The organism is Burkholderia sp. 4NA327C6, from assembly GCF_005502655.1.
Classification (GTDB): Bacteria; Pseudomonadota; Gammaproteobacteria; order Burkholderiales; family Burkholderiaceae; genus Burkholderia; species Burkholderia contaminans.
In genome coordinates, this window is record NZ_SCNZ01000048.1 from 21,549 (window position 1) to 39,603 (window position 18,055).

Genomic DNA, 18,055 nt, shown 5'->3' on the forward strand with positions numbered 1-18,055 from the left:
CCCGGCCGTTACATGCGGAACACGCCGAAGCGTGTGTCTTCAATCGGCGCGTTCATCGACGCGGCGAGGCCGAGGCCCAGCACGTCGCGCGTCTGCGCGGGGTCGATCACGCCGTCGTCCCACAGCCGCGCGCTCGCGTAATACGGATGGCCCTGGCGCTCGTACTGATCGCGGATCGGCTGCTTGAATGCGTCCTCTTCCTCGGCCGACCACGAACCGCCCTTCGCCTCGATGCCGTCGCGGCGCACCGTCGCGAGCACCGACGCGGCCTGCTCGCCGCCCATCACCGAAATGCGCGCATTCGGCCACATCCACAGGAAGCGCGGGCCGAATGCGCGGCCGCACATCCCGTAGTTGCCGGCGCCGAACGAGCCGCCGATGATCACCGTGAACTTCGGCACCTTCGCGTTCGACACGGCCGTCACCATCTTCGCGCCGTGCCGCGCGATGCCTTCGTTCTCGTACTTGCGCCCGACCATGAAACCCGTGATGTTCTGCAGGAACACGAGCGGGATCTTGCGCTGGCAGCACAGCTCGATGAAATGCGCGCCCTTCACCGCCGATTCGGAGAACAGGATGCCGTTGTTCGCGACGATCCCGACCGGGTGGCCCCAGATGTGCGCGAAGCCCGTGACGAGCGTCGTGCCGTAGCGCGCCTTGAAGTCGTCGAACTCGGAATCGTCGACGATGCGCGCGATCACCTCGCGCACGTCGAACGGCTTGCGCGTATCGACCGGAATCACGCCGTACAGGCTCTTTGCGTCGTAGCGCGGCGGCTTCGGCTCGCGCAGCGCCACCGGCGGCGCGATCTTCGGTGCGAGGTGGCTGACGATGTTGCGCGCGATCGACAGCGCATGCGCGTCGTTCTGCGCGAGATGGTCGGCCACGCCCGACAGGCGCGTATGCACGTCGCCGCCGCCGAGATCCTCGGCGCTCACTTCCTCGCCGGTCGCGGCCTTCACGAGCGGCGGCCCGCCGAGGAAGATCGTGCCCTGCTCCTTCACGATGATCGACTCGTCGCTCATCGCCGGCACGTATGCGCCGCCGGCCGTGCACGAACCCATCACGACGGCGATCTGCGCGATCCCCGCCGCCGACATCGTCGCCTGGTTGAAGAAGATGCGGCCGAAGTGGTCGCGATCGGGAAACACGTCGTCCTGGTTCGGCAGGTTCGCGCCGCCCGAATCGACGAGGTACACGCACGGCAGCCGGTTTTCCGCGGCGATCTCCTGTGCGCGCACGTGCTTCTTCACGGTGACCGGGTAGTAGGTGCCGCCCTTGACCGTCGCGTCGTTGCACACGATCACGCATTCGCGGCCGGCGATCCGGCCGATCCCGGTGATGACGCCCGCGCCCGGCGCGTCGTCGTTGTACATGCCGTTCGCCGCGAGCTGCGAGAACTCGAGGAACGGCGCGCCCGGATCGAGCAGTTGCGCGATGCGGTCGCGCGGCAGCAGCTTGCCGCGCGACAGGTGCTTGTCGCGCGCGGCCTGCCCGCCGCCTTGCGCGAGCTGTTCGATCTTCGCGCGCAGGTCCGCGACGACCGCCTCGAGCGCGGCGGCATTCGCGCGGAAGTCTTCCGAGCGCGGGTTCAGTTTCGATTCGATGATCGGCATCGACGGGGCTCCGTTCGCGTGACGTGGGGCGTTACATCGTTTCCGCGAACAGCTCGCGGCCGATCAGCATCCGGCGGATCTCGCTCGTGCCGGCGCCGATCTCGTACAGCTTCGCATCGCGCCACAGGCGGCCGACCGGGTATTCGTTGATGTAGCCGTTGCCGCCGAGGATCTGGATCGCCTCGCCGGCCATCCACGTCGCCTTCTCGGCCGTGTAGAGGATCACGCCCGCGCAGTCCTTGCGCACCTGGCGAATGTGGTCGCTGCCGGCCGAGTCGAGATGGCGGCCGACCGCGTACAGGTATGCGCGGCAGGCCTGGAACGTGGTGTACATGTCGGCGACCTTGCCCTGGATCAGCTGGAATTCGCCGATCGCCTGGCCGAACTGCTTGCGGTCGTGGATATACGGCACCACCGCGTCGAGGCACGCGGCCATGATGCCCGTCGGGCCGCCCGACAGCACTGCGCGCTCGTAGTCGAGGCCGCTCATCAGCACCTTCACGCCGCCGTTGAGCTGGCCGAGGATGTTCTCCTCCGGCACTTCGACGTCCTGGAACACCAGCTCGCCCGTGTGCGAGCCGCGCATGCCGAGCTTGTCGAGCTTCTGCGCGACCGAGAAGCCCTTCATCCCCTTCTCGACGATGAACGCGGTGATGCCGCGCGAGTTGGCTTCGACGTCCGTCTTCGCATAGACGACGAGCGTGTCGCAATCGGGGCCGTTGGTGATCCACATCTTCGTGCCGTTCAGCACGTAGCGATCGCCGCGCTTGTCGGCGCGCAGCTTCATGCTGACGACGTCGGAGCCGGCGTTCGGCTCGCTCATCGCGAGCGCGCCGATGTGTTCGCCCGACACGAGCTTCGGCAGGTATTTCTGCTTTTGCGCTTCCGTGCCGTTGCGGTGGATCTGGTTCACGCACAGGTTCGAGTGCGCGCCGTACGACAGGCCGATCGATGCCGATGCGCGCGAGATCTCTTCCATCGCGACCATGTGCGCGGTGTAGCCCATGTTTGCGCCGCCGTATTCCTCGGCCACCGTCATGCCGAGCACGCCGAGATCGCCGAACTTCTTCCACAGATCCATCGGAAACTGGTCGGTGCGGTCGACCTCGGCCGCGCGCGGCGTGATTTCCTTCGCCGCGAACGTCGCGACGGCGTCGCGCAGCATCTCGATGTCTTCACCGAGCATGAATTGCACACCGGGCAGGTTGATCATGTCTCCTCCGTCTCCAGAAAGTGTGTGGCATTCACCGATTTCTGAGTTTCGCTCAAATCGAATGAACACCTCGATTCATTGACTAATACCGCGGAAATTTTGCACAGTTTCGCGCCTCGTCGGGTTCGACGTCAATAGTTTTTTGAGTGACACTCAGATATCATCCCGAGATGACAGCCGCTACCGCCGATACCATGACCGCCACCGTCAAAGCCGACCGCGCCGATACCTCGCGCGCACCCGCCGGGCGCAAATCCCAGCAACGCGTGCAGGACATCCTGCGCGCCGGCCGGGAAGTGTTCGCCGAAAAAGGTTACGAGCATGCGACGGCCGCCGAGATCGCGCAGCGCGTGGGCGTGTCGGAGGCGACGGTATTCAGCTACTTCCGCGGCAAGCGGGAGCTGTGTGCGCGCGTCATCGCGGATTGGTACGACGAAAACATCGCCGCGTTCGAGGCAGGGATGCCGCAGGACGCATCGGTACAGCAGCAGTTCGCGTTCATCGTGCGCACCCACCTGCGGCTGATGCTGGTGAACGGCACGGGCCTGTGCGCGCTGGTGCTGTCGGAAGGCCGCGCGAAGCAGCACGCGCTGAGCGACGAGCTCACCGCGCTGCAGCGCCGCTACACCGCGCCGCTGATGGACGTGCTCGCGCGCGGCCAGGCGGCCGGGCAGGTGCGCACCGACCTGCCGCTGAGCCTGCTGCGCTCGATGGTGTTCGGGCCGGTCGAGCACGTGCTGTGGGATGCCATCCTCGGGCACCGCAAGCTCGACACGGAAACGACGGCCACGCAGCTCGTCGATATGCTGTGGGCCGCCGTGCAGCCGCCGGCGCCGGAACAGGCGGCGCTCGTGCGCTTCAGGAACGAAGTGGCGGAAGCCGTGCGGCGGCTGGAAGGCGAAAGCACGCGCGGGTGACGCGGGGCGGGCAGCGCGCCCGCCGCTTCCCCGCCGCTGCGGGGTTCGAGGGCGTTACGACTCGTCGCCGACGCGCAGCGGCGCGCGGCTCTGCTCGTTGTTCAAATGGACGAACTTGCGCAACAGGCGCATCAGTTCCTGCGAATCGTCCTCTCCCATTCCGTCGAACAGGCCGGCACGCAGTTCCTTCACCGACGGAATCAGGTGCGTGAGCAGTTCGACGCCCGCCGGCGTCAGCAGCAGGCGGCGCTGCCGCCGCGGCAGCACTTCGCGCACGATCAGCCCTTTCGCTTCGAGCCGGACCGCGAGATCCGCGGTCGTCGACGTGTCGAGCGCGACCCGCTGCGCGAGCGTCACCTGATCGAGCCCTGGGCACTCGTACAGCATCCGCAGGACCGCGTACTGCACCGGCGTCACGTCCCGGCCCAGCTTCTCGTAGAACATCGCAACCGCGATCTGGTGTGCGCGCCGGATCAGGTGCCCGGGTTCGTCGTACAGATCGAGCGGGAAAACCGGCAGGTCGGCGGGATTCGTTTTTTCCATGAATGAGTCGATGACATAAGCGGCGCATGCCGGTTGCACGCGCCGACGGCATGGCGCTGCCTCGCGCCATTTCCCGGGAAAACCAGTATACCGCCCGCCTTGCTCCAGCCAATCTCGATGAGTACACTGAATCTCATTCAGTACACGGAATGAAGAGATGCCGCGTACCGGCGGCATCGACCTGAAGGAGACGACGAACGTGTTTCTCAAGAACGCTTGGTACGTGGCATGCACGCCCGATGAAATCGACGGCAAGCCGCTGGGCCGCAAGATCTGCAACGAGTCGATGGTGTTTTACCGCGCGGCGGATGGCCAGGTCGCCGCGCTGGAGGATTTCTGCCCGCATCGCGGTGCACCGCTGTCGCTCGGATTCGTGCGCGACGGCGTACTCGTGTGCGGCTATCACGGGCTGGAAATGGGCTGCAACGGCAAGGCGGCCGGCATGCCGGGCCAGCGTGTCGGCGGCTTCCCGCCGATTCGCAGCTTCCCGGCGATCGAGCGGTACGGATTCATCTGGGTCTGGCCGGGCGATGCGGCGGCAGCCGATCCCGCCAGACTGCCCGCGCTCGCGTGGGCGGAAGACCCGGCCTGGGCCCACGGCGGCGGCCTGTATCACATCCGCTGCGACTACCGGCTGATGATCGACAACCTGATGGATCTCACGCACGAGACCTACGTGCATGCGACGAGCATCGGCCAGAAGGAAATCGACGAAGCGCCGCCGAAGACGACGAGCCACGGCGACGAAGTCGTCACGAGCCGCTTCATGGAGAACGTGATGCCGCCGCCGTTCTGGCGGATGGCGCTGCGCGGCAACGGGCTCGCCGACGACGTGCCGGTCGATCGCTGGCAGATCTGCCGCTTCACGCCGCCGAGCCACGTGATGATCGAAGTCGGTGTCGCGCATGCGGGCCACGGCGGCTACGACGCGCCGGCCGACCTGAAGGCATCGTCGATCGTCGTCGATTTCATCACGCCCGAGACGGACACCTCGATCTGGTACTTCTGGGGGATGGCGCGCAACTTCCGGCCCGACGATCACGCGCTGACCGCCGAGATCCGCGAAGGCCAGGGCAAGATCTTCGCCGAGGATCTCGAGATGCTCGAGCGCCAGCAGCGCAACCTCGAGCAGTGGCCGGACCGCAAGCTGCTCAAGCTCAACATCGACGCGGGCGGCGTGCTGTCGCGCAAGGTGATCGAGCGGCTGCTCGCCGACGAGAACGCGTCGAGCCCGCAGCGCCCCGTGATTCCGGTCGCGCAGATCAAGGAGGCGTCATGAGCACCGCGACGCTGACGGTCCGGGTGGCCCGCAAGTGGCAGGAAGCGCGCGACATCTGCGGCTTCGAATTCGTCAGCGATGACGGCTCGCCGCTGCCGCGCTTCGACGCCGGCGCGCATATCGACGTGCATCTGCCGGGCGGGCTCGTGCGCCAGTATTCGCTGTGCAACCACCCGGAGCACGGCGATCGCTACCAGATCGCGGTGCTGCGCGATGCGGAAGGTCGCGGCGGGTCGCGCGCGATTCACGACGCAGTCCGGCAAGGCGATACCGTGCGGATCGGCCTGCCGCGCAATCAGTTTCCGCTCGCGCCCGACGCGCCGCACCACCTGTTGCTCGCAGGCGGGATCGGCGTCACGCCGATCCTCAGCATGGCGGAACGGTTGCACTCGTCCGGCGTCGCGTTCGACATGCATTACTGCGCGCGCTCGACCGACCGCATGGCATTCGTCGAGCGGATCAACGCGGCCGGGTTTCGTGATCGTGCCCGCTTCCACGTCGACGACGGCGCGCCCGAGCAACGCTTCGACCTGGCCGCCGTGCTCGCCGCGGCGCCCGAAGGCACGCACCTGTATGTATGCGGGCCGCGCGGCTTCATGGATGCGGTGCTGAACGCCGCGCGCGAGCGCGACTGGGCGGAAGCGCGACTGCACTACGAGTTCTTCGGCGGCGCGGTTGCGGCGTCCGGCGCGGATCGCGCGTTCCAGGTGCGGATCGCGAGCAGCGGCCAGGTGATCGACGTGCCGGCCGAATGCACGGTCATCGCGGCGCTGGCGGCAAACGGCGTCGACGTGCTGACGTCGTGCGAGCAAGGCGTCTGCGGCACGTGCTTGACACGCGTGCTGCAAGGCGAGCCCGATCACCGCGATGCGTACCTGACCGACGAGGAAAAAGCCGCCGGCGACCAGTTCATGCCCTGCTGCTCGCGAGCACGAACCGACCTGCTGGTACTCGATCTGTAGACGGATACGCCCGACACGAGGCGGCCGACCACAATACTGGAGACGATCAATGGAGCAACATGCCGGGCCATCAATCAATACTGCTAAATTCCCGGTCGGCCGATGGTGGGTCGCCGCGCTGTCGACCGAACTGACGGACAAACCCATCGCCCGCACGCTGCTCGGCCATCCGGTCGTCCTGTTCCGGTTGCCGTCCGGGGAAGTCGGTGCGCTGGAGGATCGCTGCTGCCACAAGTCGCTGCCGCTGTCGTGCGGCTCGCTCGAAGCGCGCGGCCTGCGCTGCGGCTATCACGGCCTGCTGTTCGACCGCGGCGGCGCATGCGTGGAGATTCCCGGGCAGGACCGGATTCCGGCCACGGCATGCGTGTCGTCGTATCCGGTGCAGGAGCAGGACGCGATCGTGTGGATCTGGATCGGCGCCGACGCGCACGCTCGACCGACCTGCGCGCCGCCGCGGTACGCGTTCCATACGGATCCGCAATACCGATTCGGCGGCGGCCATTACCATTACGACGCGCCGTATCAACTGATTCACGACAACCTGATGGACCTGAGCCACCTCGGTTATGTCCATCTGAAGACGATCGGCGGCAACGCGCCGCTGCACATGGGCGCGGAAACCCGCGTCAGCAGCGACGGCGACACGGTGACGCTGGTTCGCCGGATGCCGGATTCCGTCCCGCCGCCGACCTACACCGCCGCATGGCCGTTCGCGGCCCACGTCGATCGCTGGCAGGAAATCGAGTTCCACGTGTCGCACATCCGGATCTGGACCGGCGCGATCGACGCCGGCACCGGCGACCTGCACGATCCGGCGCGCGGTGGCTTCCACATGCGCGGCTTCCACGGCATCACGCCCGAGACGGAAACGACGACGCACTACTTCTGGACTGTCGCAACCAATCCGCAACACGACGTCGAGCGGGTCGCGCAAACGGTCATCGAGCAATCCGCGGCGACGTTCGACGAGGACAAGGCCGTGATCGAAGCGCAATACCGGAATCAGCTGCGCTTTCCGGACCGTCGCCAGCTCGACATTCACGTCGACGCGGGCCCCAATCGTGCGCGACGCGTGATCGAGCGGCTGCTGCGGCAACCCGAACCCGCGTAAGCATCCTGCCGGCGCACCAGCGGTGCCTGCCGGCCGCAGCGGGAAGACTCCGGGAATGCCCGTCAGCCCGCGCATTCGCTTTCATCCCATCCGTTTCAGCCGGCTTCGATGTCATTCCATTTGATTAGTCATACTACTTTATGAAGGATCTTTGACGTGAGCGCAAATATCCGCAATACGATCGACGAATCCCCGATGAGCGCGTTCCAGATGATGGCGGTCACGGCCTGCGTCGTGCTGAACATGCTCGATGGCTTCGACGTGCTGGCCGTCGCGTTCGCTGCGCCGCACCTGGCGGCCGAATGGAAACTGAGCGGCAAGGAAATCGGCCTGCTGCTGAGTGCCGGTCTCGCCGGCATGGGCATCGGCTCGGTGCTGATCGCGCCGCTGGCCGACCGCGTCGGCCGCCGCCGCATCATCCTGCTCTGCCTCGCCGTGATCTCGACCGGGATGCTCGCCTGCTCGGCCACGCACAGCACGCTGCAACTCGCCGTCGCGCGTGCGTACACGGGGCTCGGCATCGGCGGCATGCTGGCGAGCCTGACCGTCATCAGCGGCGAGTACGCATCGAACAAATGGCGCAGCGCCGCGATCGGCATGCAGTCGACCGGCTACGCGATCGGCGCCACTGCCGGCGGCGTCATCGCCGGCTACCTGCTGTCGACCTGGGGATGGCGCAGCGTGTTCGCGTTCGGCGGCATCCTGACCTTGCTGGCGATCCCGATGGTGCTCGCGCTGCTGCCGGAATCGCTCGATTTCCTGCTGGCGAGGCGCCCCGACGACGCGCTGCAAAAAATCAACCGCATCCTCGCGAGGATGAAGCGCGCACCGATCGACGCACTGCCGAGCGCGACCTCCGCCATCGACACGGCGAGCCCCGCGTCGAACTGGACAGCCGTGCTGCGCGCACCGCTCGCGCGCCGCACGATCGCATTGTGGATCGCGTTCTTCCTCGTGATGGGCAGTTTCTACTTCGTCGTGAGCTGGACGCCGAAGCTGCTGGTCCAGACCGGGCTGTCGGCGTCGCAGGGCGTCACCGGCGGCGTCCTGCTCAACCTCGGCGGCATTGCGGGCGCCTCGCTCTTCAGCCTGCTGTCGACGCGTTTCGGCTTGCGCAACCTGCTGGGCGCGACCCTGTTGCTCGGCGGCGCGCTGATGGTCGTGTTCGGCGCGAACACCGGCTCGCTCGGCATCGGGATGACCGTCGCGGTGTTCCTCGGCGCGGTGATCAATGCGTGCGTGGCCGGCATGTATGCGCTGTCGCCGACGCCATACCCCGCCGAAATCCGCACGACCGGCATCGGCCTCGCGGTCGGCATCGGCCGCCTCGGCGCGATTCTGTCGCCGATGACGGTCGGGGCGCTGCTGGACGACGGCTGGTCCGTGCCCCATCTCTATCTCGCGTTCCTCGTGCCGATGGCCGGCGCGGCAATCGCCGTCGCCGTAGCGGGCTCGCGTGCCGCGACACCGCACCGGCAACGCGACCCGGCGATGTCGTAACACGCAACGCCCGCAGTCTTGCCGATACCCGTCGGCATCCCGGACTCGTCCGGGTCACCATAAAAATCGATAAGTACATCTACATACTGTTTGGAGACAGCCATGAAAACGAAACTGGGCGTCGCGCTCGCGACGGCAATGGCGCTGGCCGGGCCGGCCTGCGCGCAAAGCAGCGTCACGCTGTACGGGATCATCGATACCGGCGTGTCCTACTACAACAACGCAGCACACGGCGGATCGTTCGCGGGCATGCCGACGCTGACCGGCGAGGTGCCGTCACGATGGGGATTGAGAGGCACGGAGGATCTCGGCGGCGGCTATCAGGCCTTCTTCGTCCTCGAAAACGGCTTCCAGCCCGGCACCGGCGCATTGAACTACGGCGGGCGCCTGTTCGGGCGGCAGGCGAACGTCGGCGTGAACAGTCCGTTCGGCGCGCTGACCCTCGGCCGCCAGATGAACATGTCGATGATCGTGCTGACCAATGCCGACGTGATCGGCCCGTCGATTCACTCGATGGCGGATTTCGATTCCTATCTGCCGAACGCGCGCAGCGACAATGCGATCGGCTACAAGGGCACGTTCCACGGCGTGACGCTCGGCGCCACCTACAGCTTCGGCCGCGACGCGGCCGGGCCGGCAGGGCCGTCAGCGACGGGCTGCGCCGGACAGGTGCCCGGCGACATCGTCGCCTGCCGCCAATACACGGCGATGCTCGCGTACGACGCGAGCAACTTCGGGATCGCCGCGTCGCACGACGTGATGCGCGGCGGCGGCGGCGCGCTCGCCCCGCTGAACAATCCGGCGTACACCGACACGCGCGACATCGTCGCCGGCTACGTGAAGATCGGCCCCGCGAAACTCGGCGCAGGGTGGATCCGCCGCAATCTCGCCGCGGCCGAACACCTGCAGGCCGATATCGTGTTCGCCGGCGGCACGTACTATGCGACGCCCTACTTCGCGCTCGACCTTCAGGGCGTACGCTACCTGCAACGCCGCGAAAACGGCGAAGGCGGCACGAATGCCACGCTGCTCGTCGGCCGCGCGAACTATTTCCTGTCGAAGCGGACGACCGTCTACACGTCGGTGGGCTACATGTTCAACAGCACGCTGGCGGCGAACGCGGTCGCCGCCGGCGGGACGGTCGGGACCGGGATGAACCAGCTCGGCGTGATGGCCGGCATCCAGCAGAAGTTCTGAACGCCGGCCCCGGCGCCGGCGCGGGGTCAGTTGGCGAGCCGGCAGTGCGAGAGCTTCAACCCCGGCAGCACCGGCGCATCGATATAGCCTTCGTTCACGCAGCTGAAGCGGAACGCTGCCGACGTGACGAATGGCTTGATCTCGCCGCCGGGGAATTTCGGCTTCAGCGCATCCTGGTCCGCCACGTCGAAATGCGTGTCGAACTGCTCGCCGTCCTTCGTCAGCGCGCCGAAATAGGTGCCGCCCGGATCGCTGCCCATCCGGATCACGGCGCCGACGAACACGAGGCGCTTGCCGTCGTACTTCGTTTTCGCGGCGGCCATGTCCTGCGTATAGGCCTCGATCACGGCGCCGTAACGCGCGTCGATCGCGGGGTCGTTGTCCGATGCGGCGAAGGCGGTCTGGTGAACGCCCGCCAGCATCGTGCACGCCGCAAGCGCGGCCGCCGCGAACGGCGCGGAAATCTTCTTCATGGGTGGTCTCCCGTCTAGCGTGGTGGTTGAAGTGACTGAAGCCCGGCGCAACGCCCGATAAATTCGCTTCCGTGGCTTTAATCGTTCGAATGGCGGAACACGGCTGCGATCACTTCTTCACCCGCGTGGTCGTGCGCGGTGCGCAGCGTCGCGCTGAACGCGACGTGACAGGGAAATGACATGGTGCGGCCCCCGGCTCTCTCATTGAATTTCACTGCTTCTGATTTTGGTCGCTACGGTAACAGACGGCCAACGGCCCGGCAACCGGGGCCCACATGCCGCCGCTCATTTCATTACAATTGCAAATGATTCTCATTCCATATATTATTCGCCTCCCGGTCGTGGCAAAACGCTGTGGCCCGCACCCGATCCTTAGCACTCCGTCTCGCACCGATTCATGCCATCCCGCCGACCACCCCGCCGCGCCCGGACCCTGCGCCCGTGGCGCAAGAGCCTGCCTGCCCTGATCACCCTGTGCGTCGCGAGCGGCACGCATGCGTCCGCCGCCGAACCCGCCGACGCCGAGCCCGCCGCCTCCGCCACCACGCCCGCGCCGCCGGCCGCGCGCGAACTCCCGGCCATCAGCGTCAGCGCATCGGCAACCGCCGATCCGACGGTCGGCTATCAGCCGCGCACCACGAGCATCGCAGGCGGCGACAACCGTTCGATCAAGGAGATTCCGCAATCGGTCGCGGTGGTCAGCAGCAGCGTGATGCAGGACCAGCAGGCGCGCTCGCTCGACGACGTGCTCGGCAACATCAGCGGCGTCACGCAAACGAACACGCTCGGCGGCACGCGCGACGCGTTCATCAAGCGCGGCTTCGGGTCGAACAACGACGGCTCCGTGCTCGTCGACGGCGTGCGCACGCCGGTGCTGCACAGCTATCTGGCAACGATCGACCGCGTCGAAGTGCTGAAAGGCCCGGCTTCGCTGCTCTACGGGATGCAGGATCCCGGCGGCGTGATCAACCTCGTCACGCGCAAGCCGGAAGACACGTTCGGTGGCTCGATCTCCGCCTCCCGCACGAGCCACGGCGGCAGCAGCGCGACGTTCGATCTCACCGGCCCGCTGGGCAAGCCGGGCCGGGTCGCCGGCGGCACGCTCGCGTTCCGGCTGACCGGGCAATACGACACGAGCCGCTACTGGCGCAGCTTCGGCCGCCAGCGCGACGCGCTGATCGCGCCCGCGCTGTCGTGGCACGACGCGAACACGTCGATCGACGTCAGCTACCAGTACGTCGACTACACGACGCCGTTCGATCGCGGCACCGTGCTCGTGAACGGCCAGCTCGACGATGCGCTGCGCTATCGCCGCTACGAGGAGGCGTGGTCTCAAAGCAGCGGCATCCAGGAAACGCTGCGTGCGCGCATCGAGCACCGCTTCTCCGATGCGTGGCGCGTGCGTGCGACCTACGGCTGGGGCCGCGATCGCTACGATCAAACCATCACTCGCGCCAACGCGTTCAACAGCACGACCGGCGCACTGACGCGCTCGTCCGACGCGAACCTCGGGCGCAACGATTCCGACCAGATCGCGACCCTCGGCCTGCTCGGCAACGTGACGCTCGCCGGGATGAATCACGCGATCTACATCGGCGGCGAATACGAGCGGCAGCGCAGCTTCCGCGGCGACACGATCCGTGGCAAGGCGACCAAGGGCTTCAACCTGTACGACCCCGTGTACGACCTGCTCGCACCGGGCGGCATACCCATCCCGAAGCAAAGCGATTCGCGCTCGGTGGTGCATGCGTATTCGATGGTCGTGCAGGACTCGGTGAAGCTCACCGATCGCCTCACCGCGGTGGGCGGGCTGCGCTGGGAAAACTGGCAGCAGGAATCGGGGATGGGGCGGCCGTTCGTATTCGCCGATCGTTCGCGCGGCACCGTGTGGCTGCCGCAGTTCGGGCTCGCGTATGCGCTCACGCCGGCGCTGACCGCCTATGCGAACGTGAGCCGCTCGTTCAAGCCGAACGTCGCCACGAACGTCGCGGCGCCGCTCGCACCGGAATACGGCCGCGTGCTCGAGGCCGGGCTGAAGTTCAGCCTGAAGCCGGCGATCACCGGCACGCTCGCGGTCTACCAGATCGACAAGCGCAACGTCGCGGTCACGGTCGCCGACCTCACGTCGACGATCGGCACCGCGCGCTCGCGCGGGATCGAGCTCGACGTCGCCGGGCAGATCACGCGCCACCTGAGCGTGATCGGCAGCTATGCGTACACGAATGCGACCGATCGCGACAGCAACACGCCGCTAACCAACGTTGCGCGCCATACGGGCAGCCTCTTCGCGGTATACGACACGGCGATCGCGAACCTGCCCGGCCACTGGCGCTTCGGCGGCGGCGCACGTCTGGTCGGCACACGCTCCGGCGACACCGCGAACAGCTTCACGCTCCCCGGCTACGTGACCGTCGATGCGTTCGCGGCCTACGAAACGACGATCGGCAAGTTCCCGACGCGCTTCCAGCTCAACGTGAAGAACCTGCTCGACAAGACTTACTACCCGTCGAGCAACAACAACCTGATCATCGCGGTCGGCGAGCCGCGGCTCGTCACGCTGACGACGACGGTGTCGTTCTGATGGTCTGACGTTCCGATGGCCTGATGCGTGCGTGGGCCGGCCGGCAAGCGGCGGCCCACGTTCAATGCCTGCATCGACAGGCACGCTCTCGTCGCGGCCCACTCGTTCCACTATTTGCCGCGATATCCGCTAAGACCGCGACCTGCATTCGTTTCCGAGTGCGACTCACGCTCCAGACTTGACCGCATTGTCGGACTGATGCTCGTCAAAGGGGAATGCCATTCTTGTTCTGCGTGCCGTACGCGACCGCACGGCCTGCACGTTCACGGATGCCAGCGATACACGATCATGCTCGTGCCGTTGTAGTTGTCCTTCGTGATCACGTATTCGCCGGTCGAGCGCAGGTATGCGCGGATCCCGTACATCGAGTCGACGTCGTTGCCGACGTCCATCGCCGACGTGTTCGAGTTCGTCAGCGTCGTCACGAGCGCCCCCGTGTTGAGATCGAACACGTCGACGTTCGGCACGGTGTGCACGTAGCCGACGAACAGATAGTGGCCGGCCGCCGCGATCGACTTCGGGTTCGCACTGGTCAGGTTGATCACCGGGTTCGGTGCGGTCGTGTTGCCGTTCTTCCAGCCGTGATAGACCTCGATGTGCCCGTTCATCGCGGTCCAGTCCCAGTTGTTCGCGAGGCCCTGTGCGAGGATCATCGTGTCACTGTCCGCCTGGTAGATGATCCGCGTGGTCGGCGCCACGGTGCTCGGCACGGGCGTCGTCACCGGCTTGCCCCATGACGGCTTGCCGTTCGCATCGAAGCCCGTCATCGGGTAGCGGGTAATCGCGTTGGAGCCGTTCAGCCCGGCCCACACGTCGCCGTTGCCGTCGATGTCGAAACCGGTCGTGACCTGCAACGTCGTGTTGAACGGCTTGCCCGGCAGCGAGCCGGCCGGGTTCGCTATGTAGCCGGTCGCCGGCGTGAAGTAGTAGAAATTGAAGTTGCCGGGGTTCTGGCCGGACGCGACGAGAATCCGGTTGCCGCCCACCATCACGAGCTGGCCGAAGTGCTGGCCGCGCTGGTAGTCGTTCATGTCGAGGCGCGGGTCCTTCGGATAGGTGAACGGGTCGACCGTGTTCGCGACGAACGTGCCGCCCGCCGAGCCCGTATAGACGTTGTTGCCGCTGTAGAAGAACGCGCCGTCGGTCGCCGGGTCCGGCGCGGCGATCGCCTCGAAGTTCAGCGCCTGCAGCTTCCATTGCAGCGCGCCCGTCGGGCTGTACGAATGAAGATCCGTGCTGCCGTTGCGCCCGAGATCCCAGCCGCCGCCCCACGCGTTGTTGAGCACGTACAGGTTACCGCCCGAATCCTTGCCGATGCCGACCACGCGCGTGAAGCGCTTGTCGCCGACCTGCCCCTTGATGCCCGAGGTCGTGTCGAGATAGCCGCCCTGCACGCCGAACGTGCCGACCTGCTGCGGCAGCCCGGCGAGGCTGTAGAGCTTGATGTTCATGTCCGGGCCCTGGTCGCCCACCAGCAACTGCCCCGTCGACGCGTCGAAATACAGCGCCGACGGCCGCGCGCCGGCCGCCATCTGGATCGTGTTCAGCAGCGTGCCGGTCGCGCTGTACTGCACGACCGCGCCCGCGCTCATGCGCGCGACCCACAGATTGCCCGCCGCATCGAGCGCCAGCGCGCCGGGACCGGTCACGGCGATGTCGCGCTGCCAGACGCCGTCGGTCGTATAGACGCGCACACGGTTGCCGTAGAAATCGCTCGCATACAGCAGGTTGCCGGCCGTCGCGAGGCCGGTGATCACGTCCGGGTTCGGGAGGCCCGTCCACGTGCTGACCGGGATACGCAGGTCGCGCTGGTTCGTGCTGCGGTTGTAGCGGCCCACCGAGCCGCTGCCGAAGTTGCGGTTGTAGCCGAGCGCGACGAAGATCGACGTCGCGTTGCCCGTAATCGCGCCGCCCTGGAATTCGTCGTGGATGCCGATCGTGCCCATCGGCTGACCGTTCTGATAGAGCGCAACGCCGCCCGCGTTCTCGTCCCAGCGCGACGACGTGTAGATCACACCCTCGGGCGCGACCCACATCGAGCGCGCGGCATTGCCCACGTGCTGGGCCAGCGTGCCGTACGTGTTCGCGAGCCAGTCGGTCGAATATGTCACCTGCGCGTGACTCGCGGGCGCCAGCATCGCCATGCACATTCCCAGCAACGCCGCCCGAATTTGTTTCATTGACATGAATAATGCTCCCGAACGTTCAATTGTCGACACTGTAAATCGCGGCGCATGAAATATTGGTGATTCCGGCTAAAACGCATTCGCCGTCACCCCCGAATTATTCACGCCGTTCTTTTTACCGTCCGGCGCTTTTCCGTCAACGATGGTCAAACCCGCTCACCGCGCCGCGACGGCTTGCCGGCCGCACGGTCTGGGTGCTTTTTCCCCGGCATTTTCTTCCGGGTCACTCAAAGAAAATGCGTCATTTTTTCTGAAATATCCGCATTACCTTTTTCATTCCCCCGGAAATGGGCTCGATGATTACAAATCGAAATTAAAATGAAAGAGAAAAAATATTATCCGGCGCGATCGCGTCGTCGCGATTCAGCGCAGCGGCATGTGGCATGCGGCGAGCGGAAAGGAAGAACAGGGAAAAGACAGGGGACACCGCGCGCCGGCCGTGCCGGCACGCGGCCGCGATCGTTCAGTTCGCTTCGTCGAGCGTCGGGCCGTCCCACCCGTCGAGGAATTTCGGCAGCGCATCGACGACGTCGATCACGCTGTGCCGGTAGAACAGGTGCATCGTCGGCCGCAGGTCGTCGGGCAGTTGCCCGCCGTGCGCACGCGCGGCCAGGCTGTTCGGCACGACACGCATGCCGAGCCGGTTGGTGCCGCACACGATCTCGCCGCACGACGCGCAGTACGTGCGCGACATCGACTTCGACGGATGCGGGAACGTCGCGCTTGCGCCTTCGACGGTAACCTGCTCCGGCGGCCACGCGGTCGCCGACAGCACTGGCGTGCCGTAAAAATCGCGGCAGGTCGCGCAATGGCAGTTCGCGCGCGCCGCCGGCTCGCCGCGCAGCGTCACGGTGACGGTTCCGCACAGGCAACTCGCGGAATGCGTTCGGGTCATGTCGTCTCCTCCAGGAAAGGAGGCGACAGTATAGGAGCCTGCGTGCAACGTTGCCGGCATCGGCTGCGGGCAACGTTGCGGCCGCAACGATCGCTGCGCGTCAGAACTTCTGACGCAGGCCGAGGCTGACGATGGCCTGCGAGCGCGAATCGGACGAGTGGCCGTTTGCCTTGTCCGATACCGACGCCGTCGCGGCCACCGGCCGGCCCAGCGCGTCGAGCGTCATGCCCGATGCATGCTGGTACGCGCCGAGCAGGTACACGCTGGTGCGCTTCGACAGGTCATACACGGCGCCGAGCGTGACGTTGTGATACTGCGCGCGGTCGTCCACGCCGTCGACGTCGCTGCCGCGCGTGTAGCTGTAGCCGGCGAACAGTTGCGTCTGCGGGCGCACGTTCCAGCGCGTGAACACGCCCGCGACGTTGAACGTCGCGTGGCCCGTGAACAGCGACTGGCCGCCGCTGCGGTACTGCACGTTGCTGTAGTTCACGCCGACGACGGCCGGGCCGAAGTCGTAGGTCGCGCCGGTCGCGATGATCTGCTGCGACTGAGCGCTCGCATAGCCTTCGTTGATCGACGAGTTGAACAGCCCGTCGTCGGTGCTCTGCCACTTGCCGGCCGTCGGGTCGGTCGCGCCCGTCTTGCTGTTGTCCGAGCGCTCGTAGCCGACGCCGACGCGCAGCGGTCCCGCCGCGTAGGCCGCGCCGACGCTCCACGTGTTGCGCTGCTTCATGCTGCCCGGCTGGCTGCCGAAGCCGTACAGCGCGCCGAACGTGAAGCCCGAGTAGCTGGCGCTCGTGTACTTGATCGAGCTGTCGACCCGCGCGGTCTGGTCGAGGTCGTCGATGTCGCCCGGGTGCGCGCCGAAGCCGCCGATGTACGACGACGGGCCGACCGGGCTCACGAAATCGTCGAGCGACGTGTACTGGCGGCCGAGCGTGACCGTGCCGTAGCGGTCGCTGCCCACGCCGACGAACGCCTGGCGGCCGAACTGGCGGCCACCCTGCCCCGACGTGCCGTTCGCGATGTCGAAGCCGTTCTCGAGGACGAACAGCGCGCGCATCCCGCCGCCGAGATCCTCGGAACCCTTGATCCCCCAGCGGCTGCCGGACAGGTTGCCGGTCGTGAGCCCGACGCTCGAATGGCCGGTGTACGCGCTCGCGGAGCCGACCCGCTCGTTGCTGCGGTAGGTCACCCCCGCATCGACGATGCCGTACAGCGTGACGGAGCTTTGCGCGGCGGCGAGGCCCGCGAGCGAGAGCAGCAGCGGGGCTGCGATCAGTTGCTTGTTCATGGTTGTCGTGTCTCCGGGCGTTGAACCCGTTGTTCTGTCTGTCAGTTGCGAGTAGCGCGCGGGCGGCGAGATCCGCCGGCGGTGCGAGGCCGGCGGCGTCCGCGCGCGACGACGCGGCGGGCATGCCCGCTGCGGCCGCCATGGTAGATGGAACCGGTTTCCATCGAAAGCGGAATAATGAAAACAGTTTCTTGCCAAAATCGAGATAGTCGGACGGGCAGCCTGGTGCGCAGCGCGCCGCACCTGTACAGCCCGGGTGGGCGCAACCGATAATCGAACGCGCGCCAT

At 66.5% G+C, this 18,055-nt stretch carries 14 protein-coding genes; 7 read left to right on the forward strand and 7 right to left on the reverse strand.

The features are described from left to right. Positions 1–8 precede the first annotated feature (8 nt). Together FFS49_RS33645 and FFS49_RS33650 are read right to left on the reverse strand one after the other, a co-directional pair. Positions 9–1,616, reverse strand: a complete 1,608-nt coding sequence (locus FFS49_RS33645; protein ID WP_137910165.1) for a carboxyl transferase domain-containing protein — start codon at positions 1,614–1,616, stop codon at positions 9–11. Positions 1,617–1,647: 31 nt separating this feature from the next. Continuing rightward, positions 1,648–2,829 (reverse strand): isovaleryl-CoA dehydrogenase, encoded by a 1,182-nt coding sequence (locus FFS49_RS33650; protein ID WP_039339638.1) that lies wholly within the window; start codon positions 2,827–2,829, stop codon positions 1,648–1,650. Positions 2,830–2,999: 170 nt separating this feature from the next. On the opposite strand from FFS49_RS33650, the gene FFS49_RS33655 reads away from it, so the two are divergent. Beyond that, a complete protein-coding gene (locus FFS49_RS33655) occupies positions 3,000–3,746 on the forward strand; it encodes a TetR/AcrR family transcriptional regulator (RefSeq protein WP_039339639.1) in 747 nt (248 codons plus the stop codon). Between the two features lie 54 nt (positions 3,747–3,800). Here FFS49_RS33655 and FFS49_RS33660 read toward each other — a convergent pair whose 3' ends face one another. Continuing rightward, positions 3,801–4,289: a MarR family winged helix-turn-helix transcriptional regulator gene (locus tag FFS49_RS33660; protein ID WP_039339640.1), complete on the reverse strand. Its 489-nt coding sequence runs from the start codon at positions 4,287–4,289 to the stop codon at positions 3,801–3,803. 199 nt (positions 4,290–4,488) lie between these two features. Here FFS49_RS33660 and FFS49_RS33665 point away from each other — a divergent pair, with 199 nt between their 5' ends. The 5 genes from FFS49_RS33665 to FFS49_RS33685 all read left to right on the forward strand — a co-directional run bounded on the left by FFS49_RS33665 (position 4,489) and on the right by FFS49_RS33685 (position 10,338). Continuing rightward, complete coding sequence (locus tag FFS49_RS33665; RefSeq protein ID WP_137910190.1) at positions 4,489–5,568, forward strand: aromatic ring-hydroxylating dioxygenase subunit alpha; 1,080 nt, start codon at positions 4,489–4,491, stop codon at positions 5,566–5,568. Then, complete coding sequence (locus FFS49_RS33670; RefSeq protein ID WP_137910166.1) at positions 5,565–6,530, forward strand: PDR/VanB family oxidoreductase; 966 nt, start codon at positions 5,565–5,567, stop codon at positions 6,528–6,530. Before FFS49_RS33665 ends, FFS49_RS33670 begins: the two co-directional genes overlap by 4 nt. Before the next feature lie 49 nt (positions 6,531–6,579). Beyond that, positions 6,580–7,641 carry an aromatic ring-hydroxylating dioxygenase subunit alpha gene (locus tag FFS49_RS33675; protein ID WP_137910167.1) on the forward strand — a complete coding sequence of 354 codons (1,062 nt, stop codon included), beginning with the start codon at positions 6,580–6,582 and terminating at the stop codon, positions 7,639–7,641. Between the two features lie 156 nt (positions 7,642–7,797). Further along, complete coding sequence (locus tag FFS49_RS33680) at positions 7,798–9,141, forward strand: MFS transporter (RefSeq protein ID WP_137910168.1); 1,344 nt, start codon at positions 7,798–7,800, stop codon at positions 9,139–9,141. Between the two features lie 102 nt (positions 9,142–9,243). After that, the gene (locus tag FFS49_RS33685) at positions 9,244–10,338 is read left to right on the forward strand and encodes a porin (protein ID WP_137910169.1); all 1,095 of its coding nucleotides are present in this window, start codon (positions 9,244–9,246) and stop codon (positions 10,336–10,338) included. A 26-nt stretch (positions 10,339–10,364) separates the two neighbouring features. Here the strand turns inward: FFS49_RS33685 and FFS49_RS33690 are convergent, their stop codons facing one another. After that, entirely contained in the window at positions 10,365–10,811 is a 447-nt protein-coding gene (locus FFS49_RS33690) for a hypothetical protein (protein WP_039339646.1), read from the reverse strand. Between the two features lie 397 nt (positions 10,812–11,208). Between FFS49_RS33690 and FFS49_RS33695 the strand changes: the two genes are divergently transcribed. Then, the gene (locus tag FFS49_RS33695) at positions 11,209–13,392 is read left to right on the forward strand and encodes a TonB-dependent siderophore receptor (RefSeq protein ID WP_137910170.1); all 2,184 of its coding nucleotides are present in this window, start codon (positions 11,209–11,211) and stop codon (positions 13,390–13,392) included. Between the two features lie 263 nt (positions 13,393–13,655). On the opposite strand, the gene FFS49_RS33700 is transcribed toward FFS49_RS33695, so the two are convergent. The 3 genes from FFS49_RS33700 to FFS49_RS33710 form a co-directional block, all read right to left on the reverse strand. Further along, complete coding sequence (locus tag FFS49_RS33700; RefSeq protein ID WP_137910171.1) at positions 13,656–15,578, reverse strand: SMP-30/gluconolactonase/LRE family protein; 1,923 nt, start codon at positions 15,576–15,578, stop codon at positions 13,656–13,658. A 463-nt stretch (positions 15,579–16,041) separates the two neighbouring features. Further along, positions 16,042–16,473: a GFA family protein gene (locus FFS49_RS33705; RefSeq protein ID WP_039339652.1), complete on the reverse strand. Its 432-nt coding sequence runs from the start codon at positions 16,471–16,473 to the stop codon at positions 16,042–16,044. A 100-nt stretch (positions 16,474–16,573) separates the two neighbouring features. Beyond that, on the reverse strand, positions 16,574–17,767 hold the full coding sequence (locus tag FFS49_RS33710; protein ID WP_137910172.1) for a porin: 1,194 nt from the start codon (positions 17,765–17,767) through the stop codon (positions 16,574–16,576). Between the last annotated feature and the right edge of the window lie 288 nt (positions 17,768–18,055).